The sequence below is a fragment of the Streptomyces sp. NPDC043427 genome, assembly GCF_056436655.1.
Window position 1 is genome coordinate 35,557 of the sequence record NZ_JBWKCC010000041.1, and the last position, 25,025, is coordinate 60,581.

Annotated in this window: 18 protein-coding genes; 13 read left to right on the forward strand and 5 right to left on the reverse strand. The window is 71.4% G+C overall.

The genetic code is table 11. The features are described 5' to 3' along the window. Positions 1 to 94: 94 nt before the first annotated feature. The gene (locus tag AC067M_RS41530; RefSeq protein ID WP_478702180.1) at positions 95 to 856 is read right to left on the reverse strand and encodes a hypothetical protein; all 762 of its coding nucleotides are present in this window, start codon (positions 854 to 856) and stop codon (positions 95 to 97) included. Between the two features lie 104 nt (positions 857 to 960). On the opposite strand from AC067M_RS41530, the gene ggt reads away from it, so the two are divergent. Beyond that, positions 961 to 2,760 (forward strand): gamma-glutamyltransferase, encoded by a 1,800-nt coding sequence (gene ggt, locus AC067M_RS41535; RefSeq protein ID WP_478702181.1) that lies wholly within the window; start codon positions 961 to 963, stop codon positions 2,758 to 2,760. Between the two features lie 62 nt (positions 2,761 to 2,822). Here the strand turns inward: ggt and AC067M_RS41540 are convergent, their stop codons facing one another. Together AC067M_RS41540 and map are read right to left on the reverse strand one after the other, a co-directional pair. Continuing rightward, positions 2,823 to 5,366 (reverse strand): ATP-dependent Clp protease ATP-binding subunit, encoded by a 2,544-nt coding sequence (locus tag AC067M_RS41540; protein WP_478702182.1) that lies wholly within the window; start codon positions 5,364 to 5,366, stop codon positions 2,823 to 2,825. A 215-nt stretch (positions 5,367 to 5,581) separates the two neighbouring features. Then, positions 5,582 to 6,349: a type I methionyl aminopeptidase gene (gene map / locus AC067M_RS41545; protein ID WP_478702183.1), complete on the reverse strand. Its 768-nt coding sequence runs from the start codon at positions 6,347 to 6,349 to the stop codon at positions 5,582 to 5,584. Between the two features lie 32 nt (positions 6,350 to 6,381). Here map and AC067M_RS41550 point away from each other — a divergent pair, with 32 nt between their 5' ends. The 9 genes from AC067M_RS41550 to AC067M_RS41590 all read left to right on the forward strand — a co-directional run bounded on the left by AC067M_RS41550 (position 6,382) and on the right by AC067M_RS41590 (position 17,849). After that, a complete protein-coding gene (locus tag AC067M_RS41550) occupies positions 6,382 to 6,633 on the forward strand; it encodes a helix-turn-helix domain-containing protein (protein WP_478702184.1) in 252 nt (83 codons plus the stop codon). Between the two features lie 142 nt (positions 6,634 to 6,775). Then, entirely contained in the window at positions 6,776 to 8,704 is a 1,929-nt protein-coding gene (locus AC067M_RS41555; protein ID WP_478702185.1) for a hypothetical protein, read from the forward strand. Between the two features lie 184 nt (positions 8,705 to 8,888). Then, positions 8,889 to 9,731 carry a nitrilase-related carbon-nitrogen hydrolase gene (locus AC067M_RS41560; protein WP_478702186.1) on the forward strand — a complete coding sequence of 281 codons (843 nt, stop codon included), beginning with the start codon at positions 8,889 to 8,891 and terminating at the stop codon, positions 9,729 to 9,731. Further along, positions 9,728 to 11,011: an aspartate aminotransferase family protein gene (locus AC067M_RS41565; RefSeq protein WP_478702187.1), complete on the forward strand. Its 1,284-nt coding sequence runs from the start codon at positions 9,728 to 9,730 to the stop codon at positions 11,009 to 11,011. Before AC067M_RS41560 ends, AC067M_RS41565 begins: the two co-directional genes overlap by 4 nt. Positions 11,012 to 11,039: 28 nt before the next feature. After that, positions 11,040 to 12,629, forward strand: coding sequence for a PucR family transcriptional regulator (locus AC067M_RS41570; RefSeq protein ID WP_478702188.1), 1,590 nt, complete (start codon positions 11,040 to 11,042; stop codon positions 12,627 to 12,629). Between the two features lie 155 nt (positions 12,630 to 12,784). Beyond that, positions 12,785 to 13,627 carry a nitrilase-related carbon-nitrogen hydrolase gene (locus tag AC067M_RS41575; protein WP_478702189.1) on the forward strand — a complete coding sequence of 281 codons (843 nt, stop codon included), beginning with the start codon at positions 12,785 to 12,787 and terminating at the stop codon, positions 13,625 to 13,627. Positions 13,628 to 13,740: 113 nt separating this feature from the next. Beyond that, a complete protein-coding gene (hydA, locus tag AC067M_RS41580) occupies positions 13,741 to 15,144 on the forward strand; it encodes a dihydropyrimidinase (RefSeq protein ID WP_478702190.1) in 1,404 nt (467 codons plus the stop codon). A 19-nt stretch (positions 15,145 to 15,163) separates the two neighbouring features. Beyond that, positions 15,164 to 16,183: a TIGR03842 family LLM class F420-dependent oxidoreductase gene (locus AC067M_RS41585; protein ID WP_478702191.1), complete on the forward strand. Its 1,020-nt coding sequence runs from the start codon at positions 15,164 to 15,166 to the stop codon at positions 16,181 to 16,183. A gap of 130 nt (positions 16,184 to 16,313) precedes the next feature. Next, positions 16,314 to 17,849, forward strand: coding sequence for an NCS1 family nucleobase:cation symporter-1 (locus tag AC067M_RS41590; RefSeq protein ID WP_478702192.1), 1,536 nt, complete (start codon positions 16,314 to 16,316; stop codon positions 17,847 to 17,849). A gap of 21 nt (positions 17,850 to 17,870) precedes the next feature. Here the strand turns inward: AC067M_RS41590 and AC067M_RS41595 are convergent, their stop codons facing one another. Further along, on the reverse strand, positions 17,871 to 18,542 hold the full coding sequence (locus AC067M_RS41595) for a hypothetical protein (protein ID WP_478702193.1): 672 nt from the start codon (positions 18,540 to 18,542) through the stop codon (positions 17,871 to 17,873). 181 nt (positions 18,543 to 18,723) lie between these two features. Then, positions 18,724 to 20,451, reverse strand: coding sequence for a DNA polymerase/3'-5' exonuclease PolX (gene polX / locus AC067M_RS41600; protein WP_478702194.1), 1,728 nt, complete (start codon positions 20,449 to 20,451; stop codon positions 18,724 to 18,726). Between the two features lie 107 nt (positions 20,452 to 20,558). On the opposite strand from polX, the gene AC067M_RS41605 reads away from it, so the two are divergent. From AC067M_RS41605 to AC067M_RS41615, 3 genes are all read left to right on the forward strand, one after another. Beyond that, positions 20,559 to 21,884 carry a phosphoribosyltransferase family protein gene (locus tag AC067M_RS41605; RefSeq protein ID WP_478702195.1) on the forward strand — a complete coding sequence of 442 codons (1,326 nt, stop codon included), beginning with the start codon at positions 20,559 to 20,561 and terminating at the stop codon, positions 21,882 to 21,884. A 14-nt stretch (positions 21,885 to 21,898) separates the two neighbouring features. After that, positions 21,899 to 23,029 carry a CapA family protein gene (locus AC067M_RS41610; RefSeq protein ID WP_478702196.1) on the forward strand — a complete coding sequence of 377 codons (1,131 nt, stop codon included), beginning with the start codon at positions 21,899 to 21,901 and terminating at the stop codon, positions 23,027 to 23,029. Positions 23,030 to 23,090: 61 nt separating this feature from the next. Continuing rightward, the gene (locus tag AC067M_RS41615; protein WP_478702197.1) at positions 23,091 to 24,932 is read left to right on the forward strand and encodes a gamma-glutamyltransferase family protein; all 1,842 of its coding nucleotides are present in this window, start codon (positions 23,091 to 23,093) and stop codon (positions 24,930 to 24,932) included. Positions 24,933 to 25,025: the final 93 nt, after the last annotated feature.

Below are 25,025 nucleotides of genomic sequence, written 5' to 3' on the forward strand. Positions count from 1 at the left end.
ATGCAAAGTGACCCGACGGTAACCGGGGTTCTTTACCGTAGGTAACCCGTCGGTAAGTTACGTGGGAGTAACGATTATTGGCCGGTGCAGGTATTCAGGAGGCACGGTGTGAGGTGCGTGGAGTGGAGGACGGTTCCGGGAGGGGCGCCAGGGCCGCCCGGGTCACGTCGGCGACGAGTTCGACGACATCGGGGCCGTACGCCTGCGAGTTGACGACCTTCAGCAGCAGCGCGAAGGAGCTGTTGCCGTGCTTGCGGGCCAGCCGCTCGTGATGGCGGGCGAGGTAGCGGGTCGCCGCCTGGTTGGTGATCGCGCTCTGCCCGCAGAACAGGAACACCGGCCGCTCCTCACGGCGCTGGCCCATGGTGAGCCGGGCCAGCAGCACGTACTCGGTGCTGCCCTGCTCCATCCGATAGCGCTCGTCGCCGATCTGGAAGGCGCCGCGATCCGGCCCGGGCTCGGTGCCGATGTTCACCCGGACGCCCGGCAGCAGCGATGACAGGTGCGCCAGCATGCGCCGGTTCGACGACGGCCCGCCGACGCAGAACTCCGTGCGCTCGCCGAAGCCCTGGCGGGCCGTGTCGTGGCCGACGACCTGGGCGTGGGCGTTGCAGTCCTTGATGAGCGCGGCGAGCTCCAGCAGGGCGAACACGTCGTGCCGCATCACCGACAGCTCGGCGCCGCCCGCCTCGCGGTTCACCACGAGCAGCGACTCGGAGTTGTCCGGCAGCCCGAAGAAGGCCTGCTTGCGCCGCAGCTTCCGCTTCCACAGGTAGGTGCGGGCCAGCCAGCCGAGCGCGGCACTGACACCGGCGGCTATCACGCCCAGGGCGATGTTGCGCACGTCGTCGTTCATGGGCGCGCATGGTAGCGGGCGCGACACAAACCCGCGTTCGAGATACCTGACGGGCCGTTGGCCTTGAATTAAGCTGCGCGGACGGTCCCCCACTGGAGGTGCGGATGCGTCGCCCTGTCGCACGCAAGCTGTCGGTCCTGGCGGTCTCGGCCGCCGTGGTGTCGGTGGGGGCGACGGCGCCACCCGCCGCCCCGAGCACACCCGTCCAGAAGGTTCCCGTGGCCGTCGGCTACGGCGGCGCGGTCGCGAGTGTCGACACGGACGCCTCCGCCGCCGGCATCGAGGTCCTCAGGAAGGGCGGCAACGCCGTCGACGCGGCCGTCGCCACGGCCGCCGCGCTCGGCGTCACCGAGCCCTACTCCTCCGGCATCGGCGGAGGCGGCTACTTCGTCTACTACGACGCCAAGTCCCGTACGGTGCACACCATCGACGGCCGGGAGACCGCCCCGCTGACCGCCGGCTCCGACCTCTTCGTCGAGAACGGCAAGCCCCTGGCCTTCGCCGACGCCGTCAGCAGCGGCCTCAGCGTCGGCACCCCGGGCACGCCCGCCACCTGGCAGACGGCACTCGACCAGTGGGGCAGCAGAAGGCTCGGCACGGTCCTCGAGCCCGCCGAGCGGATCGCCCGCGACGGCTTCACCGTCGACGACACCTTCCGCTCCCAGACGGCCGCCAACGAGACCCGGTTCCGCTACTTCCCGGACACCGCGAAACTGTTCCTGCCCGGCGGGCAGCTCCCCGTCGTCGGCTCCACCTTCAAGAACCCCGATCTCGCCCGCACCTACGCCGAGTTGGGCCGCAAGGGCGTCGGCGCGATCTACCGCGGCAAGCTGGGCGACGACATCGTCGACACCGTGAACAACCCTCCGGTGGACCCCGGTTCGGGCTGGAACGCCCGCCCGGGCAAGCTGTCCGAGAAGGACCTGGCGGCCTACCGAGCCAAGCTCCAGGCACCCACGAAGACCTCGTACCGCGGCCTAGGCGTCTACTCCATCGCGCCCTCCTCCTCCGGTGGAACCACCGTCGGCGAGGCGCTCAACATCCTGGAGAAGACGGACCTTTCGAGGGCGAGCGACGTCCAGTATCTGCACCGCTACATCGAGGCCAGCCGCATCGCGTTCGCCGACCGCGGGCGCTGGGTCGGCGACCCCGCCTTCGAGGACGTACCGACGAAGGAACTGCTGTCGCAGAAGTACGCCGACTCGCGGGCGTGCCTCATCAAGGACGACGCGGTCCTCACCAGCCCCCTCGCGCCCGGCGACCCGCGCCGTCCGGCGGCCTGCTCGACGGGCGGCACGGCGGCGCCCACGACGTACGAGGGTGAGAACACCACGCACCTGACGGTCGCCGACAAGTGGGGCAACGTCGTCGCCTACACCCTCACCATCGAGCAGACCGGCGGCAGCGGCATCACCGTGCCCGGCCGCGGGTTCATCCTCAACAACGAGCTGACAGACTTCTCCTTCGCCCCGGCCAACCCGGCCGTCCACGACCCGAACCTGCCCGGCCCGGGCAAGCGGCCGCGCTCGTCGATCTCGCCGACGATCGTGCTCGACCAGCACAACAAGCCCGTGGTGGCGCTGGGTTCGCCCGGTGGCGCGACCATCATCACCACCGTGCTGCAGACCCTGACCCAGTTCCTCGACCGGAAGCTCCCGCTCGTCGACGCGATCGCCGCACCGCGCGCCAGCCAGCGCAACGCGGCCCAGACCGAGCTCGAACCCGGCCTCTACGGCAGCGAGTTGCAAAAGCAGCTGGAGGCGATCGGGCACTCCTTCAAGCTGAATCCCGAGATCGGGGCCACGACCGGCGTGCAGCGACTGCCGAACGGAAAGTGGCTGGCGGCCGCCGAGAAGGTACGGCGGGGCGGCGGCTCGGCGATGGTGGTACGTCCGGCCTCGTAGACCGTCGTGACGGAGGGCGGGTTGCTCCCGGAGTTCGAAGGAGCAACCCGCCCTTCAGAGCGTCACAGTTCGGGCGCCGGCTGCACCTCGCCCGTGCGGAACGCGAGGCGGGAGTCCTCGACGTCGACCGTCACGCGGCTGCCCTCCGACAGCCGTCCGTCGAGCAGCAGCCGGGACATCTGGTTGTCGACCTCGCGCTGGATGGTGCGGCGCAGCGGGCGGGCGCCGTACTCGGGCTGGTAGCCCCGCTCGGCGAGCCAGTCGACGGCCGCGTCGGTGAACTCGACCGTGACCCCCTGCGCCTGCAGCAGACGTCGGGTCTTCTCCAGCAAGTGGTCGGTGATCTGCCGCAGTTGGTCGCCGGTGAGCTGACGGAAGACCACGATCTCGTCGATGCGGTTGAGGAACTCCGGCCTGAAGTGCTCCCGCAGCGGCCGCAGGATCTGCTCCCGCCGCGCCTCCTCGTCGGCCTCGGCGCCCCCCGGGCCGAACCCTATGCCGGCGCCGCGCCGGGTGATCGCCTCCGAGCCGAGGTTGCTGGTCATCACGATGACGGTGTTGGTGAAGTCCACCGTGCGGCCCTGGGAGTCGGTGAGCCGTCCGTCGTCGAGGACCTGGAGCAGGATGTTGAACACGTCCGGGTGCGCCTTCTCCACCTCGTCGAGCAGCAGCAGCGAGTACGGGTGCCTGCGCACCACCTCGGTGAGCTGCCCGGCCTCCTCGTGGCCGACGTACCCGGGCGGGGCGCCGACCAGGCGGCTGACGGTGTGCCGCTCCTGGTACTCGCTCATGTCCAGGCGCACCATGCGGTCCTCGCTGCCGAACAGCGCCTCCGCGAGCGTGCGGGCCAGCTCGGTCTTGCCGACGCCGGTCGGGCCGAGGAAGAGGAAGCTGCCGATGGGCCGGTCCGGGCTGGAGAGCCCCGCACGGGAGCGCAGCACCGCGTCGGCGACCACACTGACCGCCTCGTCCTGGCCCACGACCCGCTGGTGCAGATGCTCCTCCAGCTCCAGCAGGCGCTCCTTCTCCTCCTGGGTGAGGCGGCTGACGGGAACACCGGTCTGCCGGGACACGACCTCGGCGATCGCCTCCGCGGTCACCTGCAGGTTCATCCCCTCGTCGGCCTCGTCGTGGTGCGTCGCCCGGCCGATCCGGTCCTTCAGCTCCACGATCCGGTCGCGCAGCTGTGACGCCTGCTCGTACTGCTCGTCCGCGGCCGCCTGGTCCTTGTCCCGCGCGAGCTGCTCCAGCTCGCGCTCCATGGCGCGTACGTCCGTGCCCTTCGTCCGGGCACCCAGCCGCACCCGCGCCCCCGCCTGGTCGATCAGGTCGATCGCCTTGTCCGGCAGGCGCCGGTCGGTGAGATAGCGGTCGGACAGCTCCACGGCGGCCACCAGCGCCTCGTCGCTGTAGCGGACCTGGTGGTGGGCCTCGTAGCGGTCGCGCAGACCGCGCAGGATCTCCAGGGCGTCCCCGACGGAGGGCTCGGGAACCAGGATCGGCTGGAAGCGGCGGGCGAGCGCCGCGTCCTTCTCGATCCTGCGGTACTCCTCCAGCGTGGTGGCGCCCACGATGTGCAGCTCGCCGCGGGCCAGGGCCGGCTTGAGGATGTTGCTGGCGTCCATCGAACCGCCCTCGCCGCCGCCCCCGGCGCCGACGACGGTGTGCAGCTCGTCGATGAAGACGATCAGCTGGTCGGAGTGGGCGCGGATCTCACCGACGATGTTGTTCAGCCGCTCCTCGAAGTCACCGCGGAAGCGGGTCCCGGCGACCACGCCCGTCAGGTCCAGGGCGACCACACGGCGGCCGGTGAGGACGTCGGGCACGTCGCCGTCGGCGATCCGCTGGGCGAGCCCCTCCACGATGGCGGTCTTGCCGACGCCCGCGTCACCGATGAGCACCGGGTTGTTCTTGCCGCGCCGGGAGAGCACCTCGATCGTCTGCTCGATCTCGTCGTCCCGGCCGATCACCGGGTCTATGCCGCCCTGGCGGGCCAGGTCGGTCAGGTCGCGCCCGTACTTGTCGAGCGTGGGCGTCCCGGTGGGCCGCTGCCGCTCGGCACGCGCCTGCGGGGCCTCCTGCGCCTCGGGCGGCAGGCCGGTGGGCGCGAACCGGGCCGAGTTCAGGATGTGCCCGGCCGCGGAGTCCGGGTTCGACGCCAGGGCGCTCAGCACGTGCTCCGGGCCGATGTAACCGGCGCCCTTCGAGCGGGCCAGGTCGTGCGCGTCCAGCAGGGCGCGCTTGGCGGCCGGCGTCAGGGACAGCGAGGTGGGCGGCGGGGCCTCGCCCGGCGGGTGCTGGGAGGGGCCGGACCGCTGGTCGATCTCCGTCGCCATCGAGTCCGGGTCCGCGCCCGCCCGGCTGAGCAGACTGCGCGTCGGCTCGGCGGCGAGTGCGGCCCGCAGCAGGTGCTCCGTGTCCAGGTCCCGACTGCCGTGCTCGGCGGCGTACTGGGCGGCGCCGCGTACGAGCTCCCTGGCGGGCTGGCTGAGCAGCTGGCCGATGTTGATCTGACGGGGTCCGGGGCGGGGGCCGCCGAAGAAGCGGGCCAGGAATTCGCCGAAGGGGTCGCCGTAGCCCTCCGGGCTGGTGAAGCCGCTGGTCATGGCGTTCCGTTCGATCGACTTGCGATTGCGTTGCGGTGCCGACGGGTGCCCTTTCCGTGCCGGGCTACACCGGTTGGGGCCGTTAACTCACCTTGGCATGAAGCGGGGGGTTGGGCATGTTCAGGCGCCTGTGGGGTGAGGGCGGAGTGTGGTCCGGCGTGTGCGGGTTCGTTGTGGTTGGTCGCGTAGTTCCCCGCGCCCCTGGGAGAATTCGCTCACCGTTCCGTGAGAATGCGAGGGCCCGATTCTGTGATCGCCACGGTGTGTTCCGCGTGGGCTGCGCGGGAGCCGTCGTTGGTTTTCAGGGTCCAGCCGTCCTGGGCCGCGTGGTAGCCGTCCGTGCCGCCGGCGATGAGCATGGGTTCGATGGCCAGGACCATGCCGTGGCGGAGTCGGAGGCCGCGGCCGGGGCGGCCCTCGTTGGGAACCCCGGGGTCCTCGTGCATGTGGCGGCCGATGCCGTGGCCGCCGAAGCCGTCGGGGATGCCGTAGCCGGCGGTGCGGCAGACCGTGCCGATGGCGTGGGCTATGTCGCCGATGCGGTTGCCCACGACGGCCGCCTCGATGCCGGCGGCGAGCGCGCGCTCGGCGGTCTCGATCAGGCGGAGGTCGGCGGGGCGCGGGCGGCCGACGGTGAAGCTGATCGCCGAGTCGCCGGCCCAGCCGCCGAGCTGGGCGCCGAAGTCGGCGGAGAGGAGGTCGCCGTCGCGCAGGCGGTAGCGGGTCGGGATGCCGTGCACGATCGCGTCGTTCACGGAGGCGCAGAGGACGGCCGGGAAGGGGGTGGGTGCGAACGAGGGCCGGTAGCCGAGGAACGGTGAGGTCGCGCCCGCGGCGCGCAGTACGTCGTGCGCCAGTTCGTCCAGCTCCAGCAGGGAGACACCCACGTCAGCGGCCTCGCGTACGGCCGTCAGGGCCCTGGCGACCACCTGGCCCGCCTCGTACATGGCGTCGATCGATGTGTCCGTCTTCAGTTCCACCATGCCAATTACTATACCGGTATTAGAATGGTGGCATGGTGCGCACCCCCCTCACCCCCGAAGAGCGTGAACGCGGCGAGCGGCTGGGGCGGCTGCTGCGTGAGACGCGCGGCAGCCGCAGCATGGCCGAGGTCGCGGCGAGCGCGGGCATCTCCCCCGAGACGCTCCGCAAGATCGAGACCGGCCGCGCCCCGACCCCGGCGTTCTTCACCGTGGCGGCCCTGGCCCGTGCTCTCGGTCTCTCGATGGACGAGCTGGCGGGGCAGTGTGTGTGCGTGGATGCCTGAGGCGTTCGACCGGTCGACGCGCAAGGGTCAAGATCGCGCAAGGAGGCGCCCGCACACCCGTTGAAAAGTGGCTGTAGCCCGCCCGTAACGCAACTGGTGTTGCCTACGGACCGGAGTGCTCCGGTCTGGCGGGAGTTGAGCGATGGCTGTGGATCAACTCCCACGAGAAGTACGGGAGTTCGCGAACTACCTGGACGGTCTGCTGGCGCGCCTTGACCAGGGTGGCGGCTGGTGCGGGGTGTTCTGGCAGCGCGATCCCGAAGGCATGCAGGCCTGCCTCGACGGGCGCGAACTGCCGCCCTGGGACGTCATGGTGGCACTGCTCCAGGACCTCGCCGCGACCTACGGTCCCCACGCCGCCACACAGGAGACGGAACGGGCCCGCTCCCTGCACGCCGCCGCACTCATCGCGTACGACGCCCGGCCCGGCGGCCGTGACGCCCTCGGCGACCGGCTCGATGTCATGCTCCGCGAACAGAAGTACGCGGCGGAACGGCAGGCCGAGCTGGGGCGGATGCTCGCCGGCGCCGCGCCCCAGGCCGACGCCGACGCCATCCGCCTCGACCTCGCCTGGGCCCGCGACGACCACGACCGGGCGACCGCCCGATGCGCCGAACTCCGTTCACGTATGACGGAGTTGGACCGACGGGCAGGTGTCGGCCAGGTGTGGGACACGCACGCGATACAGCGGGGGAGCGCGGGCGGTGCGGCGGGTTCGGTGGGCGCGGGTGGGCACGGCGCTCAGGGCCCCGCCGGCACCGGACACACCTCGCGCGACTACGCCGCCCGAGGGTACGGCGCCGAAGACTCGGCCGCGGGCGACCGCGACCCCCGCGGCACAGCCGTACGCGGTTACCGCCCTCACCAGGATGCCGCCGCACGCGGCTACGGTCACCACGATGCCGCCGCACGCGGCCACGCGACGCGCTCACCGGCCGCCTCCGACCACTACGGGGCCCGCGGCTCGGCGGCCGCCGCCCACAGCGCCCAGCCCTCGGCCGAAGCCTCCGCGTTCGGCACCCCGGCCCTGGAGGCTTCCGCGTACGGCACCCCGGCCCTGGAAACCTCGGCGTACGGCACCCAGCCCTCGGGTGAAGCCTCCGGGTACGGCACCCGGGCCCTGGGAGAACCTCTCGGACACGGTGCCCGCACCGCGGCCAGCCCCTATCGGCACGGCGCCCCCGCCTCCCTCACCTCCGTTCACCGCACCCCGCACCACCATGCACCCGGTGAAGAGCCCACTGCCCCGCTGGCCGCCGCCCACAGGCCCGCCGTCGCCGATCCGGGCCGCACCGAGCCCAACCCCCCGGAGCCGACCCCCGCCCCCATTCCCAAGCAACGCAAGCGTCGCCGTGGCGGCGCCCGCTTCGCCGGGATGGTTGAGGAAGAGGCCGCCGCATCCGTCGTACCGCCGGAGGCCGTCGTGCCGACGCTGCCCGCGCCCTCCGCCCCGACCGGCCGTACCCCGCGGGGAGCGAGGTTCGCCGGGGCGGCCGAGGCGGTGGGGCGGGAGGAGCGTCGGGGTGAGCCGGTGGGGGACGACGGGGCGCGGCGGGAGACCGTCGAGACGGTGCGGCGGCTGGTGGGGCTTCGTGCGGAGAGTCGCAGCGGTGAGGCGCATGCGCTGCTGGTGGAGATCGCGTACTGGCCGGCCGCACGCTTTCCGCTGCTCGCGGCGGAGCTCCAGTACGCCGGTCTCGGCGCGGACTGGGTGACGCTGCTCTGGGAGGCGGCCTCGCTGCCCGCGGACCGGCTCGTCGCCGCGGCGGACGCGCTGGCCGCGGCGGGGCGCACGGGCGACGGGGAGCAGATCCTGCGGCAGGGCGTCGCCCGGCCCGCCCGGGAGATAGGTGAGGCCGTCCTGGGGCTGGCGGCGGAGGGGCGGCGGCGTGAGGTGCGGGCGCTGCTCGACGCGTACGTGCGGGTCCGCACCCCGGAGGAGGCGGCCCGCAGTGCCGACGTGGACCCCGAGACCCTCGTCCCGCTGCTCGTCGAGGCCGCACGTGGCGTGTCGGACGAGCGCCACTGGGACCTGGTCCACGCCCTCAGGGTCGCCGGGCACAGCACCTGACGCCCCACCCGCCGCATCCCCCTCGCCCGCCCCACCACTCACCCACAGGAGTGCGAAACGGGATGGACTCAGCGGGTTAACGGCGATGGTCTTGGCAAGGCTGCCGGTGAGGCTTACGTTCGTGCCTCTACGGCCCGCCTTCTACGGGCGTAGAGGCTCTGGCGTCCCGTCGAAGGAGCAGCTCATGGCCAACGTCGTTCGCGCCGCTCTGGTACAGGCCACCTGGACCGGCGACACCGCGTCCATGGTGGCGAAACACGAAGAGCACGCCCGCGAGGCGGCCCGGCTGGGCGCCAAGGTCATCGGGTTCCAGGAAGTCTTCAACGCGCCCTACTTCTGCCAGGTCCAGGACGCCGAGCACTACCGCTGGGCCGAGCCGGTCCCGGACGGGCCCACGGTGCGTCGTATGCAGGAGCTCGCCCGGGAGACCGGCATGGTCGTTGTCGTGCCGGTGTTCGAGATCGAGCAGTCGGGCTTCTACTACAACACCGCCGCCGTGATCGACGCCGACGGCTCCTACCTCGGCAAGTACCGCAAGCACCACATCCCCCAGGTCAAGGGCTTCTGGGAGAAGTACTACTTCCGCCCGGGCAACATCGGCTGGCCCGTCTTCGACACCGCCGTCGGGAAGGTCGGGGTCTACATCTGCTACGACCGGCACTTCCCCGAAGGCTGGCGGCAGCTCGGCATCAACGGTGCCCAGCTCGTCTACAACCCCTCCGCCACCCACCGCGGGCTCTCCTCCCACCTCTGGCGCCTGGAACAGCCCGCCGCGGCCGTCGCCAACGAGTACTTCATCGCCGCGATCAACCGGGTCGGCGTGGAGGAGTACGGCGACAACGACTTCTACGGCACGAGCTACTTCGTCGACCCACGCGGTCAGTTCGTGGGGGACGTCGCCAGCGACAGGACGGAGGAACTTCTCGTCCGCGACCTCGACTTCGACCTCATCGAGGAAGTGCGGCAGACGTGGGCCTTCTACCGCGACCGCCGCCCCGACGCCTACGAAGGGCTGGTGCAGCCGTGAGCGATCTCTACGCCCGCCATCGGGGCGTCCTGCCGGACTGGCTCGCCCTCTACTACGAGGACCCGCTCGAGATCACGCACGGCGAGGGCCGCCACGTCTGGGACGCCGACGGCAACAAGTACCTCGACTTCTTCGGCGGCATCCTCACCACCATGACCGCGCACGCCCTGCCCGAGGTGACCAAGGCGGTCAGCGAGCAGGCCGGGCGGATCATCCACTCGTCGACCCTCTACCTGAACCGGCCGATGGTCGAACTCGCCGAGCGGATCGCCCAGTTGAGCGGCATCCCCGACGCGCGTGTCTTCTTCACCACCTCCGGCACCGAGGCCAACGACACGGCGCTGTTGCTGGCGACGGCCTACCGCCGCAGCAACACCATCCTGGCGATGCGCAACAGCTACCACGGCCGCTCCTTCAGCGCGGTCGGCATCACCGGCAACCGCGGCTGGTCCCCGACCTCCCTGTCACCGCTGCAGACGCTGTACGTCCACGGCGGCGTACGCACCCGGGGCCCCTACGCCGGGCTCGACGACGACGCCTTCATCGCCGCCTGCGTCGACGACCTCAAGGACCTGCTCGGCCACACCCGCCCGCCCGCCGCCCTGATCGCCGAGCCCATCCAGGGCGTCGGCGGCTTCACCTCGCCCCCGGACGGCCTGTACGCCGCCTTCCGCGAGGTGCTGAAGGAGCGCGGCATCCTGTGGATCGCCGACGAGGTGCAGACCGGCTGGGGACGCACCGGCGAGCACTTCTGGGGCTGGCAGGCCCATGGGCAGAGCGGCCCGCCGGACATCGTCACCTTCGCCAAGGGCATCGGCAACGGCACCTCCATCGGCGGCGTGATCGCCCGCTCCGAGATCATGAACTGCCTGGACGCCAACAGCATCTCGACGTTCGGCGGCACCCAGGTCACCATGGTCGCCGGCCTCGCCAACCTCGCCTATCTGCTGGAACACGACCTCCAGGGCAACGCCCGCCGGGTCGGCGGACTGCTCCTCGAGCGGCTGCGGGCGGTCGCCGCCCAGGTGCCGGGCGTACGGGAGGTGCGCGGCCGGGGACTGATGCTCGGCGTCGAACTGGTCAGGCCCGGCACGGACGACGCCGACCCGGAGCGCGCGGCCGCGGTGCTGGAGGCGGCCCGCGAGGGCGGCCTGCTGATCGGCAAGGGCGGCGGCCACAACACCAGCGCCCTGCGCGTCGCCCCACCGCTGTCCCTCACCGTCGCGGAGGCCGAGGAGGGCGCCGCGATCCTCGAACAGGCTCTGCGGAGCACCTCGTAGTCACAGAGCCCAGCAAGGGAAGAGTGCCATGACCGCCACCCTGGAGCCCCTGGACCCGCTGGAGCCCACGGAACCCCTGGAGCCCGCCCTGTCGGTCCGCCAGGTCCTCACCCTGGAGCGGGTACTGGCCGGGGAGCCCGAGGTGGTGGCCGGCGCCGGCCAGCTGGACCGGCCGGTGCGCTGGGTGCACGTCGCCGAGGCGCCCGACGTCGGCGTGATGCTCAGCGGCGGCGAGATGGTGCTCACCACCGGGGTGCTGCTCGCCGGGGACGAGGCCAAGCAGGTCGAGTACGTGCAGTCCCTGCACCGCGCCGAGGCCGCGGCCGTCGTCCTCGGACTCGGCCGCGCCTTCCCCTCCCCGCCGGAGGTGATGCGCCGGGCCGCCGAGCGGTGCGGGCTGCCCATGATCGTGCTCCACCGGCCCTTCCCCTTCGCCGAGCTGACGGAGGAGGTGCAGGCCCGGCTGGTCAGGCGGAAGTTCGCCGCGGTCAGCCTCTCCGAGTCCGTCCGTACGGCGCTCACCGGGCTCATCACGGCGGGCGCACCGCTGCAACGCCTCCTCGACGAGGTCGCCCAGCACAGCGCCTGCCCCGTCGTCGTCACCAACCTCGCCCACCGCGTCCTCGCCACCGCGGGGGAGCGGCCCGCGGTGGACGACGTGCTGCGCGACTGGGAACGCATCGCCCGCCAGGCCGGCGGCAGCGAGGGCGACGGCTGGATCCGGGCCGAGCTGGGCGGGCGCGGAGAGCGGTGGGGCGAGATCATGCTGTGCGGGTACCGCGGCGACACCGCTACGGGACGACTCCTCGCCGACCGCGCCGCCGAGGCCCTCGTCCTGCACCGCATGCTCGGCGGCAACTCCGCCCACACCTGGGAGGAGCAGTCCGCGCAGAGCCTGCTGACCGACCTGGTCTCCGGGGTCGTACCGGCCAGGCAACTGCTGCCCCGCGCGCGGGCCGCCGGACTGCCCGTCAACCGGCGCACCTTCGTCCCGCTGGTCGTGCGCGACAGCGAACCCGCCGGGCTCGACCGGGTCCTGCGGATGCTGGGGCTGTCCGGGCTCGTCGCCGAGCTGGCCGACGGGGCGACCGCCGTGCTGCTGAGCCTCGCCCGCGACCAGGACGCCCAGGCGCTGGTGGCCCACTTCGCGGCCCGGCTGCGCACGGAGACCGGCGCCGTCCGCACGGTCGCCGCCGCCGACGCCCGTACCGCCTGGGACGACGTGCCCGCCGGGCTGCGCGAGGCGCAGCACGTCGCGGACGCCGTGGCCGACTCCTCGGCGGCGCTCGACCTCCCGGCCGTCGTACGGCTCAGGGACGTCCATCTGCGCGGCCTGATCCGGCTGCTGCGGGACGACCCGCAGGTGCAGTCCTTCGCTGAGCGTGAGCTGGACGGGCTGCTGTGCGCGGCCGACGAGGACCTGCTGTCCGTCCTGCGGACCTACCTCGCCACCGGCCGCAACAAGTCCCGCACCGCCCAGCTCCACCACGTCTCCCGCCCCGCGCTGTACCGCCGCCTGGAGGCGATACAAGGCCGGCTCGGCGTCGACCTCGACGACTTCGAGCAGGCGGCGTCGGTGCACATCGCGCTCCTCGCACACGACGCGCAACAGGGGTGAAACATGGAACGACCTGGGAAAACGGCGGTGAAACATGGGACGGCGAAGGCGTGACACCGTGGCACGCCACACGCCCGCAGACGTGACACGGTGCAACTCAAAGCCTGCTCGCGGACTTCCTAGCCTTCTCGCACACCGAGCGACCGGAGGTCCCGATGAGCCAAGTGATCCGTGCCGCCCTCTTCCAGACCGCCTGGACCGGCGACAAGGAATCGATGATCCAGGTACACGAGCAGGCGGCCCGCGACGCGGCCGCGCAGGGTGCTCAGGTCCTGTGCTTCCAGGAGCTGTTCTACGGGCCCTACTTCTGCCAGGTCCAGGACAAGGCGTTCTACGAGTACGCGGAGCAGATCCCCGACGGCCCCATCGTCAAGCGTTTCCAGGCGCTCGCGAGGGAACTGGGCATCGTCCTGATCCTGCCGATGTACGAGGAGGAGCAGCCCGGCGTTCTCTACAACACGGCGGCCGTGATCGACGCGGACGGCTCGTACCTCGGCAAGTACCGCAAGCACCACATCCCGCAGGTCCCCGGCTTCTGGGAGAAGTTCTACTTCCGCCCGGGCAACGCCGGCTGGCCGGTCTTCGAGACCGCCGTCGGCAAGATCGGCGTCTACATCTGCTACGACCGCCACTTCCCGGAGGGCTGGCGGGCGCTCGGCCTGGAGGGTGCCGAGATCGTCTTCAACCCCTCGGCCACCTCGCGCGGCCTCTCGCGCTACCTGTGGCAGCTGGAGCAGCCGGCTGCGGCCGTCGCCAACGAGTACTTCGTCGGCGCGATCAACCGGGTCGGCGTCGAGGACCTGGGCGACAACGACTTCTACGGGACGAGCTACTTCGTCGATCCGGAGGCCCAGTTCGTAGGCGAGGTCGCCGGCGACAAGGAGACCGAGCTCGTCGTCCGCGACCTGGACCTGGCCAAGCTCCGCGAGGTCCGCGACCGCTGGCAGTTCTACCGCGACCGCCGCCCGGAGGCATACGGCCCGCTGACGGCACCGTAAAACAAACGAGGCCCCGCGCCGCCTGAAGGGCGCAGCCCTCAGGGGCGCGGGGAACTGCGCGACCAGCCACATACGACCCGCACTTTTCCACCACACCCAGCGGAGCGTCACGCATGAGCAGCCGTACCGTCATCCGGAATGGCCTCGTCATCACCGCGTCCGACGAGATCCACGCCGACGTCCTCATCGAGGACGGCCGAATCGCCGCCCTCGCCGCATCCGGCACCCCCGCCGCCGGGGCCTGGACGGCCGAGCGCGTCATCGACGCGACCGGGAAGTACGTCATCCCGGGCGGGGTCGACGCCCACACCCACATGGAGCTGCCGTTCGGCGGCACCTTCGCCTCCGACACCTTCGAGACCGGCACCCGGGCCGCCGCCTGGGGCGGCACGACGACCATCGTCGACTTCGCGGTGCAGTCCGTCGGCCACACCCTGCGCGAGGGCCTGGACGCCTGGCACGCCAAGGCCGAGGGCAACTGCGCCATCGACTACGGCTTCCACATGATCGTCTCCGACGTGAACCAGGACACGCTCAAGGAGATGGACCTGCTGATCGAGGAGGGCGTCTCCTCCTTCAAGCAGTTCATGGCCTACCCGGGCGTCTTCTACAGCGACGACGGCCAGATCCTGCGCGCCATGCAGCGCTCCGCCGAGAACGGCGGGCTGATCATGATGCACGCCGAGAACGGCATCGCCATCGACGTGCTCGTGGAGCAGGCGCTGGCCCGCGGCGAGACCGACCCGCGCTACCACGGCGAGGTCCGCAAGGCCCTCCTGGAGGCCGAGGCCACCCACCGCGCCATCAAGCTCGCGCAGGTCGCGGGTGCGCCCCTGTACGTCGTGCACGTCTCGGCGCAGGAGGCGGTCGCCGAACTGACCAGGGCGCGCGACGAGGGGCTGAACGTCTTCGGCGAGACCTGCCCGCAGTACCTGTTCCTGTCGACCGACAACCTCGCCGAACCCGACTTCGAGGGCGCCAAGTACGTGTGCTCGACCCCGCTCAGGCCGAAGGAACACCAGGCCGCGCTGTGGCGGGGCCTGCGCACCAACGACCTCCAGGTGGTCTCCACCGACCACTGCCCCTTCTGCTTCGTGGGCCAGAAGGAGCTCGGCCGGGGCGACTTCTCCAAGATCCCCAACGGTCTGCCGGGGGTCGAGAACCGTATGGACCTGCTCCACCAGGCCGTCGTCGACGGGCACATCTCGCGCCGCCGCTGGATCGAGATCGCCTGCGCCACCCCCGCCCGCATGTTCGGCATGTACCCGAAGAAGGGCACCATCGCCCCGGGCGCGGACGCCGACGTCGTGATCTACGACCCGAACGCCGAGCAGGTCCTGTCCGCCGTGACCCACCACATGAACGTCGACTACTCGGCGTACGAGGGCAAGAGCGTCACCGGCCGTGTCGAGACGGTTCTCTCACGTGGCGAACCCGTCATCACCGAGCGGGAGTACACCGGGCGCGCGGGTCACGGCGTCTACACCCCGCGGTCCACCTGTCAGTACCTCAACTAGGAAGGGCGCGATGGACCCCATGGACTTCGGACTTGTCCTGCAGACCGACCCGCCGGCCTCGCGGGTCATCAGCCTGATGAAGCGCGCCGAGCAGAGCGGCTTCACGTACGGCTGGACGTTCGACTCCGCCGTGCTCTGGCAGGAGCCGTTCGTGATCTACAGTCAGATCCTGGCGAACACCACGAAGTTGACGGTCGGTCCGATGGTCACCAACCCGGGCACCCGCACGTGGGAGGTCACCGCCTCCACCTTCGCCACCCTCAACGACATGTTCGGCAACCGCACCGTCTGCGGCATCGGCCGCGGCGACTCCGCGATGCGCGTCGCGGGCCGCAAGCCCAACACGCTGGCCCGCATCAGCGAGGCGATGAAGGTCATCCGGGCCCTCGGCAGCGGGGGAGAGGCCGACCTCGGCGGTACGGTGATCAGGTTCCCGTGGATCAAGGAGGGTGCCGAACTCCCCGTCTGGATGGCCGCGTACGGCCCCAAGGCGCTGAAGATGACCGGCGAGGAGGCCGACGGGTTCATCCTCCAGCTCGCCGACCTGTACCTCACCGAGTCCATGGTGAAGGCGGTCAAGGACGCGGCCGTCGCCGCCGGGCGTGACCCGTCCGAGGTGAAGATCTGCGTCGCCGCCCCCGCGTACGTCACCGACGACGACTCGCCCGAGGCGCTCGCCCACGCTCGGGAGCAGTGCCGGTGGTTCGGCGGGATGGTCGGCAACCATGTCGCCGACCTGGTGTCGAAGTACGGCGAGCACTCGGGGGCCGTACCCGACGAGCTCACCGACTACATCAAGGCCCGTGAGGGGTACGACTACTCCCACCACGGGCGTGCCGACAACCCGGACACCCAGTTCGTGCCGGACGAGATCGTCGACCGGTTCTGTCTCGTCGGACCGGTCGAGAAGCACATCGAGAAGCTGAACGCCCTGCGCGAGCTGGGCGTCGACCAGTTCGCCGTCTACGACATGCACGACGCGCAGGAGAAGGTCATCGACGCGTACGGCACGACGGTGATCCCCGCCGTCAACGGCTGACCCGCAACCAGGATCGACAACCTCCCCACCCCCCACTCCAGTTCTCCCCTCCCCGCCGTCCCCGGCGAGGGAGGGGGCCGGAGACCCGCACGGCCTTTCCGGATCCGCCCCTCGTTTGATTGGCCTGCCCATGACCGACACCGTTCCCACGGCCATACCGCCGTCCACACAAGTCACCCTCGCCGACGGCCGGGTGGAGATCGCTCCTGGTTCGCCGCTGCCCAGCGGCCCGTACGCCAACGAGGACCTGCTGCCGGTCCCCGTCGAGAAGCGCACCTGGACCACGTACAACTTCTCCGCGCTGTGGGTCGGCATGGCCCACAACACGGCCTCGTGGACCCTGGCCTCCGGTCTGATCGCGGTCGGCATGGACTGGAAGCAGGCCGTGCTCACCATCGCGCTCGCCAACGTGATCGTGCTGGTCCCGATGCTGCTCACCGGACACGCGGGACCCAAGTACGGCATCCCCTTCCCGGTCTTCGCCCGTGCGTCCTTCGGCATCCGCGGCGCCAACCTGCCCGCCGTCGTCCGGGCGTTGGTGGCGTGCGGCTGGTTCGGCATCCAGACCTGGATCGGCGGTGAGGCGATCTACTTCCTCGCCGGGAAGCTGATCGGCAGCGGCTGGACCGACGTCGGCAAGGTCGGCGGCTACGCGTGGACGATGTGGCTGTCGTTCGCGATCTTCTGGGTGCTCCAGGTCGCGATCATCTACCGGGGCATGGAGACCATCCGCCGCTTCGAGAACTGGGCGGCGCCCTTCGTGCTCGTCGGTGCCTTCGTGATGCTGGTCTGGATGAGCAACAAGGCGGGCGGCTTCGGTCCGCTGCTCGACCAGCCGTCCAAGCTCGGCTGGGGCGGCGACTTCTGGAAGCTGTTCTGGCCCTCACTCATGGGCATGATCGGCTTTTGGTCCACTTTGAGCCTGAACATCCCGGATTTCACCCGTTACGGCAAGAGTCAGAGGGCGCAGACCTGGGGGCAGGCGCTCGGTCTGCCGACCACGATGACGCTGTTCGCGCTGCTGTCGGTGATGGTCACCTCCGGTTCGCAGGCCGTGTACGGCGAGACGATCTGGGACCCGGTACAGCTCGCCGCGAAGACGGACAACGTCGTGGGCCTGCTCTTCGCGCTGGTGACCGTGCTGGTGGCGACGCTGTCCGTGAACATCGCGGCCAACCTCGTCTCGCCGGCTTTCGACTTCTCCAACATCGCGCCCCGGAAGGTCAGTTTCCGGGCCGGAGCGCTCGCCACCTGCGTCCTCGGGGTGCTGATCTTCCCGTGGAAGCTGTACTCCGACCCGCAGGGCTACATCTTCACCTGGCTCGGCCTGGTCGGCGGTCTGCTCGGCACGGTCGCGGGCATCCTCATCGCCGACTACTGGATTCTGCGCCGTGGTCGGCTGGTGCTGGCGGACCTCTACCGCAGCGGCGGCCGCTACTGGTACGAGAACGGCTGGAACTGGCGAGCCGTCGTCGCCTTCCTGGCCGGCGGTGTGCTGGCCGTCGGCGGTGCCAGCTTCAAGCCGCTGATCGACGGCCGGCCCGTTCCGGCCCTGGAGCCGCTCGCCGACTACGGCTGGGCGGTGGGCCTGGGCACCTCGATGGTGCTGTACGTGGCGCTGATGCTGCTGCTGCGGGGCCGGGGTCGGGAGACGGCCGACGCGTGACGCGTGCCCGGGGGAGGGCGGTCAGTTCGTCTGGCCGCCCTCCAGCGCGGCCACCGCGTCCTTCGCGGCCTTGATGGCGCCCTTGTTGATCACATCCGTGCTGGGTGCCTTCTTCGACTCGAAGTCGCTGCCGTTGTAGGTGATGATCACCAGGGCGTTGGAGGCGCGGACCAGGACCGTCCCCTCACGCGTCTGCTGCTTGTCCTCGGTGGTGAGGTTCACGATGGAGTACGCGGAGTCGCCGAGCCCGGGGACCTCGCCTCCGCCGCTCTTCTCCTTCACGCGGTCCGTGTAGGACCGTGTCGCCTCGGCGTCCGAGTCGGTGATCTCGAAGGAGACGTCGAGCCAGCGGTAGTCGTATCCCTTGAGCGCGTTCCACGAGCAGGTGCGGCGCACGTTCGTGTCCGTCGAGGGGATCTCCTTGCCGCCCGCCTTGGCGCCCGGCACGAGGGACTTCACCGTGCTCGCGGCCACACTGGCGCACGGCGCGGGGGCCGCGGCGTACGTCTTGGTCTCCGCCGACGTCGACGGCGCCGAGGCCGACGACTGCTTGGCCGTCCTGGTGGCCGGCTCGTGTTCGGCGGCCGGCGCCGGGGCGAGCGGGCCGGACGTCAGCGCCCAGCCCGCGCAGGCGAGCACGACGACGGGGGACAGGCGCGCGGTCAGGGTGAGCGGCAGGGGGAGAGAACGCACGGCGCACTTTTCGTGGGGGACGGTGCGGAAGGAGTCCGCACTGCGGACGGGACGACAGTTTCACATGACTACCGGTGGGTTGGAAGTGCGAACTCGCTCCGTACCGGCGCGGTGACGGAGGCCGGTTGACGATACGTCATGTGTCCCGTTATGTCCGGCACGTTGTTGTGGGTTCAACTTGCTAGTTCGGCCGTTCCTTGCGCAGGAACCGGCGCAGCCTCCGTAGCGGCCAGGTGTTGATCACGTCGTCCTGGGTGAGCCATCCGCGCTGCGCCAGGCCGATCCCGTAGCGGAGGTAGGCGAGGTGGCGCAGGGAGTGGGCGTCGCTGTCGACGGCGAACTTCGCCCCGACGCTCCTGGCGCGGAGGATGTCCTCGTCGCTCAGGTCGAGCCGGTCGGGCTGGGCGTTGACCTCCAGCGCCGTACCCGTGCGGGCACAGGCGGCGAACACCTCGTCGAGGTCGGCGTCGATGCCCGGCCGTCTGCCGATCAGACGCGTGGTGGGGTGGCCGATGACGTTGACGTGCGGGTTCTCGCAGGCGCGTACGATCCGCCGGGTCATCGCCTCACGGCCGATGCCGAAGTGGGAGTGCACCGAGGCCACGCAGAGGTCGAAGCCCCGGAGGAACTCGTCGGGCCAGTCCACCTCGCCCTCGGGGCCGATGTTCAGCTCGGTTCCGTGCAGCAGCCGCATCCCGTGGTGTTCGCCGTCCAGTGACCGCACGCGCTCACGCTGGGCGAGGATCTTCGCATCGGTCATGCGCTGCATGTACATGTTGGGCGCGTGGTCGGTGACGGCGTAGTACGCGTACCCCCGCTCGGCGGCCGCCGCCACCATCTCCTCCAACGGGGCGAGGCCGTCGGTGAGGTCGGTGTGGGTGTGCAGATCACCCTTGATGTCCCCCTCCGTCACCACCTCGGGCAGTTCGTCGCGCAGGCCCGCCTCGATCTCCCCCCGGTCCTCGCGCAACGTGGGCGGGATCCACGGCAGGCCGAGCCTTGCGTACACCTCGTCCTCGGACCGGGACGCGACCCGCCTGCCGCCCTCGACTTCGAACAGGCCGTACTCGGAGAGCTTCAGCCCGAGGTGGACGGCGATGGTGCGGGTGCGGATGTTGTGCGCCTTCGAGCCGGTGAAGTACTGCAGAGCGGCGCCCCACGAGTCCGGCGGCACCACCCGCAGGTCGACCTGGACTCCCTGCACGGTACGGACCGAGGTCTTCTTCCGGCCGTGTGCGATCACCTCGGCGGTGGAGGGCAGCTCGGTGAGCGCGTCCATGAAGGGCTCCGACCGGTCGGCGGCGACGAGGACGTCGATGTCGCCGACGGTCTCCCTCACGCGGCGCAGCGATCCGGCAGGGGCGCAGTTCTCACAGCCGCCGATCCCGGAGAGCGCCGCGACGATCTCCTCGGCGGCCTCCGTGGCGGTGCTCAGCAGGATCCGCTCGCCGGCCTGCCGCATGAGGGCGATGCCGTGCAGGATGTTCTCCTCGGTCCGCTCCCCGAAGCCCTTCAGGTCGCGCAGCCGCTCCTCCTTGATGGCGTCGGTCAGCTCGCCCACCGACGAGATGCGCAGGTCCTCGTAGAGCGCCATCGCCTTCTTCGGGCCGAGGGTGGGGATGGTCATGAGCTGCCGTACCCCGGCGGGAATCGTGGCCCGCCGCTCCTCGACCGCCGCGATGTTGCCGGTACGGAAGTACTCGACGACCTTCTCGGCGATCGACCTGCCCACGTTCGGGATCTCCCTGAGGCCCGCGACATCGAGGCGGGAGACGTCGGCGGGGTGCCCGCCGATCGCGCGCGCGGCCTTCTCGTAGGCGCGGGCCTTGAACGCGTCGCCTCCGGTGACGGCGATGAGGTCCGCGTACTCCTGCAGGAGCGCCTCGACCTCGTCGTTGGGCCGGACCATGCCTCTCAGTCTAGGAACCGCATGGCTGACGCGCTTCGCGTGGTGCTGCGCTTCCCTTCCGCAGGGGCGAGGATGGAGGTGCGGGGCCGTGCAAGGAGGGCCGGACCGTGTACTTCACCGATCGTCGTGACGCCGGCCGGCAACTGGCCGCCCGGCTGAAGCACCTCGAGGGCACCGACGTGGTCGTGCTGGGGCTGCCCCGAGGAGGCGTTCCCGTGGCCGCCGAGGTCGCTCGGGCGCTGAGCGCGCCCCTGGACGTCTGCCTGGTGCGCAAGCTGGGCGTGCCGTCCCAGCCGGAGCTGGGAATGGGGGCGATCGGCGAGGGCGGTGCGCGCGTGATCAACGACGACGTGATGCGCGGGGCCGGCGTCACCCCGGACGAGCTGGCGCAGGTCGAGGAGCGTGAGCGGGGGATTCTGGAGAGCCGCGCCAGGCGCTACCGGGGCAGCAGGTCCTCGATCGGGCTCCGGGGCCGCACGGCCGTGGTGGTCGACGACGGCGTGGCCACGGGGTCGACGGCGCGCGCGGCCCTCTGGATCGCCCGTGCCCGGGGCGCGGTGCGGATCGTGCTGGCGGTCCCCGTGGCACCGCCGGACTGGACCGAGCGGCTGGGCGACGACGCCGACGAACTGGTGTGCCTGCACACCCCCTGGGGCTTCTTCGCGATCGGCCCGTACTACGACGACTTCACCCAGACCGGTGACCATGAGGTCGTCGCCTGTCTGGAAGCGGCCGTCGCCCGCCCGGTGGGCGCGGAGCACACCGCCGCCCTGCCCGAGGACCGGGCAGTGGACGTGCAGGTGCGGGCCGGTGCGACGGTGCTGCCCGGGCAGCTGACGGTGCCCGAGGGCGCGCCCGGGATCGTGGTCTTCGCCCACGGCAGCGGCAGCGGCCGCAACAGCCCCCGCAACCGGTTCGTCGCCGCCGGACTGAACCGGGCCGGGCTCGGCACCCTGCTGTTCGACCTGCTCACCGAGGACGAGGAGACCGACCGGGCCAACGTCTTCGACACCGTCCTGCTGGCCCGGCGCCTGGCCGACGCCACCCGCTGGCTGCTGGCCCGGCCCGGGACCGAAGGGCTCCCCGTCGGCTACTTCGGCGCCAGCACCGGCGCCGCCGCTGCGCTGGGCGCGGCCGCCGAGCCCGGCGCACGGATCGCCGCGATCGTCTCCCGGGGCGGCAGGCCCGACCTGGCGGCGCCACGGCTGCCGGCGGTGACGGCACCCACGCTGCTGATCGTAGGAGGGCTGGACCGGCAGGTACTCGAGCTGAACCAGGAGGCACAGTCCCGGCTGCACTGCGAGAACCGGCTCGCGGTCGTCCCCGGCGCCACCCACCTCTTCGCCGAACCCGGCGCCCTGGAGCAGGTCACGGAACTGGCCCGGGACTGGTTCACCGACCACATGGCGCCGGCTCCCCACGCGGCGGCCTGACCGGGCCCGCGATCATGAGCGTCACGCTGTCCCTCTGCGGTGACGTGATGCTGGGCCGGGGCGTCGACCAGATCCTCCCGCACCCGGGCGACCCCGTCCTGCGCGAGACGTACGTCCGCGACGCCCACGCCTACGTCGAACTGGCCGAGGCGGCGAACGGGCCGATCCCGCGGCCGGTGAGCTTCTCCTGGCCCTGGGGCGAGGCACTCGAGGTCCTCGACCGGGCCGCGCCCGACGTCCGGATCGTCAACCTGGAGACCAGCGTGACGCAGGACGGCTCCTTCGCGCCCGACAAGGAGGTCCACTACCGCATGAACCCCGCCAACCTGCCGTGCCTGGCGGCCGCCCGCCCCGACGTCTGCACGCTCGCCAACAACCACGTCCTGGACTTCGGGCCCTCCGGACTCGACGAGACGCTCACCGCCCTGGCGGACGCCCGGCTCAGGACGGCGGGCGCGGGACGCGGCGCGCGGCAGGCGCGGCAGCCGGCGGTCGTCCCGGTGCACGGCGGCGGCCGCGTACTGGTCTTCTCCTGCGGGATGCCGTCCAGCGGCATCCCGCACGAATGGGCCGCGACCGACCGGCGCGGGGGCGTGGATCTCGTGACCGGGCCGTCCGCCGCCGCTGCGGCCGAACTCACCGGCCGGATACGGCGGTTGAGACGCCCGGGCGACATCGTGGTGGTGTCGGTCCACTGGGGCGCCAACTGGGGCTACGGCGTGTCCCGTGACGAAGTCCGCTTCGCCCGCGCCCTCGTCGACGGCCAAGCGGACGTGGTGCACGGACACTCCTCCCACCATCCGCGCCCGCTGGAGAGGTACCGGGGAAAGCTCATCCTGTACGGGTGCGGCGACTTCGTCGACGACTACGAGGGGATCGGCGGATACGAGCGGTACCGCGACGATCTGCGGCTGCTGTACCTCGTCACGCTCGACCCGGCTCAGCCCGGCACCGGCACGCCGGCCGGGGTGCGGATGGTGCCCTTCCAGGCACGGCGGATGCGGCTGGAGCACGCCTCGCCCGAGGACACCGAGTGGCTGCGGGCCACCCTGGACCGGGTCGGCCGCGCCCACGGCACGCGCGTCGACCGCAGGCCGGACGGCACGCTCACCCTCCGCTCGCGCATGGCCGGTATGCATGCCTGACTCGTACCTGAGGTAGGCACAGGTGGTCGAACCGACCGCCAGGCGAGCAGCGAGGTGAGAGGTGTTCACCACCCGTCCCACTCTTCAGGGCACCTTCGGCATGGTGTCCTCCACCCACTGGCTGGCCTCGCAGTCCGCCATGGCCGTCCTGGAGGACGGCGGCAACGCCTATGACGCGGCCGTGGCGGGCGCCTTCGTGCTGCACGTCGTCGAGCCGCACCTCAACGGGCCCGCGGGAGAGGTGCCGATCCTGCTCGCCCCGGCGGGCGGCGAGGTGCGGGTGCTGTGCGGGCAGGGCGTGGCGCCGGCCCGGTCCACCGTCGCCCACTACAAGGGGCTCGGCCTGGATCTCGTACCCGGCACCGGTCCGCTCGCCGCGGCCGTGCCGGGCGCCTTCGACGCCTGGATGCTCCTGCTGCGCGACCACGGCACCAAGTCCCTCGCCGACGTCCTGAAGTACGCCGTCGGATACGCCGACCACGGGCACGCGCCCGTGGACAACGTCGGTGCGACCGTCGAGACGGTCCGTGAGCTGTTCGAGACGGAGTGGACCTCGTCGGCCGAGGTGTACCTGCCCGGAGGGAAGGCGCCCCGCCCGGGTGAGCTGCTGCGCAACCCCGCCCTCGCCGCGACCTGGAAGCGCCTGCTCGCCGAGGTGGCCGGGGCGGGGGACCGGGAGGCGCAGATCGAGACCGCGCGGGAGGTGTGGCGCACCGGCTTCGTCGCCGAGGCTCTGGTACGGCAGGCGGGCCGGCCCACCCTGGACACCAGCGGCGAACGCCACACCGGCACACTCACCGCCGCCGACCTCGCCGGCTGGTCCGCCACCTACGAGGCACCGGCGACGTACGACTGGAACGGCTGGACCGTGTGCAAGGCCGGCCCCTGGAGCCAGGGCCCCGTCCTCCTCCAGCAGCTCGCGCTGCTCCCGCCCGAACTGCCTGACCACGGTTGCGCCGACTACGTCCATCTCCTCGTCGAGGGCTGCAAGCTCGCCATGGCCGACCGGGAGGCCTGGTACGGGGACGCCGCAGAGGTGCCGCTCCACGCGCTGCTGTCGGCGGAGTACAACGCGGAGCGGCGCAAGCTCGTCGGCGACACGGCCTCCCACGAGCTGCGGCCCGGCAGCCCTGGCGGACGGACCCCGCGCCTCAGCGCCCACGCGCGCGTGGTCCTCTCCGACGAGCCCCGCCTCAGCCCGATGGGGGTGGGCGAACCGACGGTCGCCAAGCATCCGGCGTCGCCTGTGCCGGGGGAACCGGACATGCGTGACGCTGTCGTGCGCGGCGACGGGAGCACCCGTGGCGACACCTGCCACCTCGACGTCGTCGACCGCTGGGGCAACATGGTCGCCGCCACGCCCAGTGGTGGCTGGCTCCAGTCCAACCCGGTCGTTCCCGAACTGGGCTTCCCGCTCGGTACGCGGCTGCAGATGACCTGGCTGGAGGAGGGGCTGCCGAACACGCTGACGCCCGGCCGCCGCCCGCGCACCACGCTCACCCCCTCCCTCGCCCTGCGCGACGGAGTGCCGGTCATGGCGTTCGGTACGCCCGGCGGGGACCAGCAGGACCAGTGGCAGCTGCACTTCTTCCTGGCGGTCGCCCTGCGCGCGTCCGTGCGCGGTGGCCTCGACCTCCAGGGCGCGATCGACGCTCCGAACTGGCACAACGACAGCTTCCCCGGCTCCTTCTACCCCCGCGGCATGCGACCGGGCAGCGTCACCGTGGAGGCCCGCATGGACCCCGGGATCGGCGCCGAGCTGACGCGCCGGGGCCACGAGGTGACCGTCGGACCGCCCTGGTCCGAGGGACGGCTCTGCGTGGTCGCCCGGGATCCCCGGACCGGGATCCTGTCGGCGGCCGCGAACCCGCGAGGCATGCAGGGGTACGCGGTGGGCCGGTGAATCGGCTGTTGCGGCGCAGGGTGTTCATGGTGATTCCACCCGGAGTGCACCAGGCGGGTGAGGATTGTCAGTGGCGCGTGCTCTCATGGGAGG

Excerpts from the sequence above, each read along its gene's own strand:
- AC067M_RS41585 (WP_478702191.1), top strand. The coding sequence starts at position 15,164 with ATGGACTTCGGACTTGTCCTGCAGACCGACCCGCCGGCCTCGCGGGTC.
- AC067M_RS41570 (WP_478702188.1), top strand. The coding sequence starts at position 11,040 with ATGACCGCCACCCTGGAGCCCCTGGACCCGCTGGAGCCCACGGAACCC.
- AC067M_RS41610 (WP_478702196.1), top strand. The coding sequence starts at position 21,899 with ATGAGCGTCACGCTGTCCCTCTGCGGTGACGTGATGCTGGGCCGGGGC.
- AC067M_RS41530 (WP_478702180.1), bottom strand. The coding sequence starts at position 856 with ATGAACGACGACGTGCGCAACATCGCCCTGGGCGTGATAGCCGCCGGT.
- map (WP_478702183.1), bottom strand. The coding sequence starts at position 6,349 with ATGGTGGAACTGAAGACGGACACATCGATCGACGCCATGTACGAGGCG.
- ggt (WP_478702181.1), top strand. The coding sequence starts at position 961 with ATGCGTCGCCCTGTCGCACGCAAGCTGTCGGTCCTGGCGGTCTCGGCC.
- polX (WP_478702194.1), bottom strand. The coding sequence starts at position 20,451 with ATGGTCCGGCCCAACGACGAGGTCGAGGCGCTCCTGCAGGAGTACGCG.
- AC067M_RS41555 (WP_478702185.1), top strand. The coding sequence starts at position 6,776 with ATGGCTGTGGATCAACTCCCACGAGAAGTACGGGAGTTCGCGAACTAC.
- hydA (WP_478702190.1), top strand. The coding sequence starts at position 13,741 with ATGAGCAGCCGTACCGTCATCCGGAATGGCCTCGTCATCACCGCGTCC.
- AC067M_RS41560 (WP_478702186.1), top strand. The coding sequence starts at position 8,889 with ATGGCCAACGTCGTTCGCGCCGCTCTGGTACAGGCCACCTGGACCGGC.
- AC067M_RS41590 (WP_478702192.1), top strand. The coding sequence starts at position 16,314 with ATGACCGACACCGTTCCCACGGCCATACCGCCGTCCACACAAGTCACC.
- AC067M_RS41575 (WP_478702189.1), top strand. The coding sequence starts at position 12,785 with ATGAGCCAAGTGATCCGTGCCGCCCTCTTCCAGACCGCCTGGACCGGC.
- AC067M_RS41540 (WP_478702182.1), bottom strand. The coding sequence starts at position 5,366 with ATGACCAGCGGCTTCACCAGCCCGGAGGGCTACGGCGACCCCTTCGGC.
- AC067M_RS41550 (WP_478702184.1), top strand. The coding sequence starts at position 6,382 with ATGGTGCGCACCCCCCTCACCCCCGAAGAGCGTGAACGCGGCGAGCGG.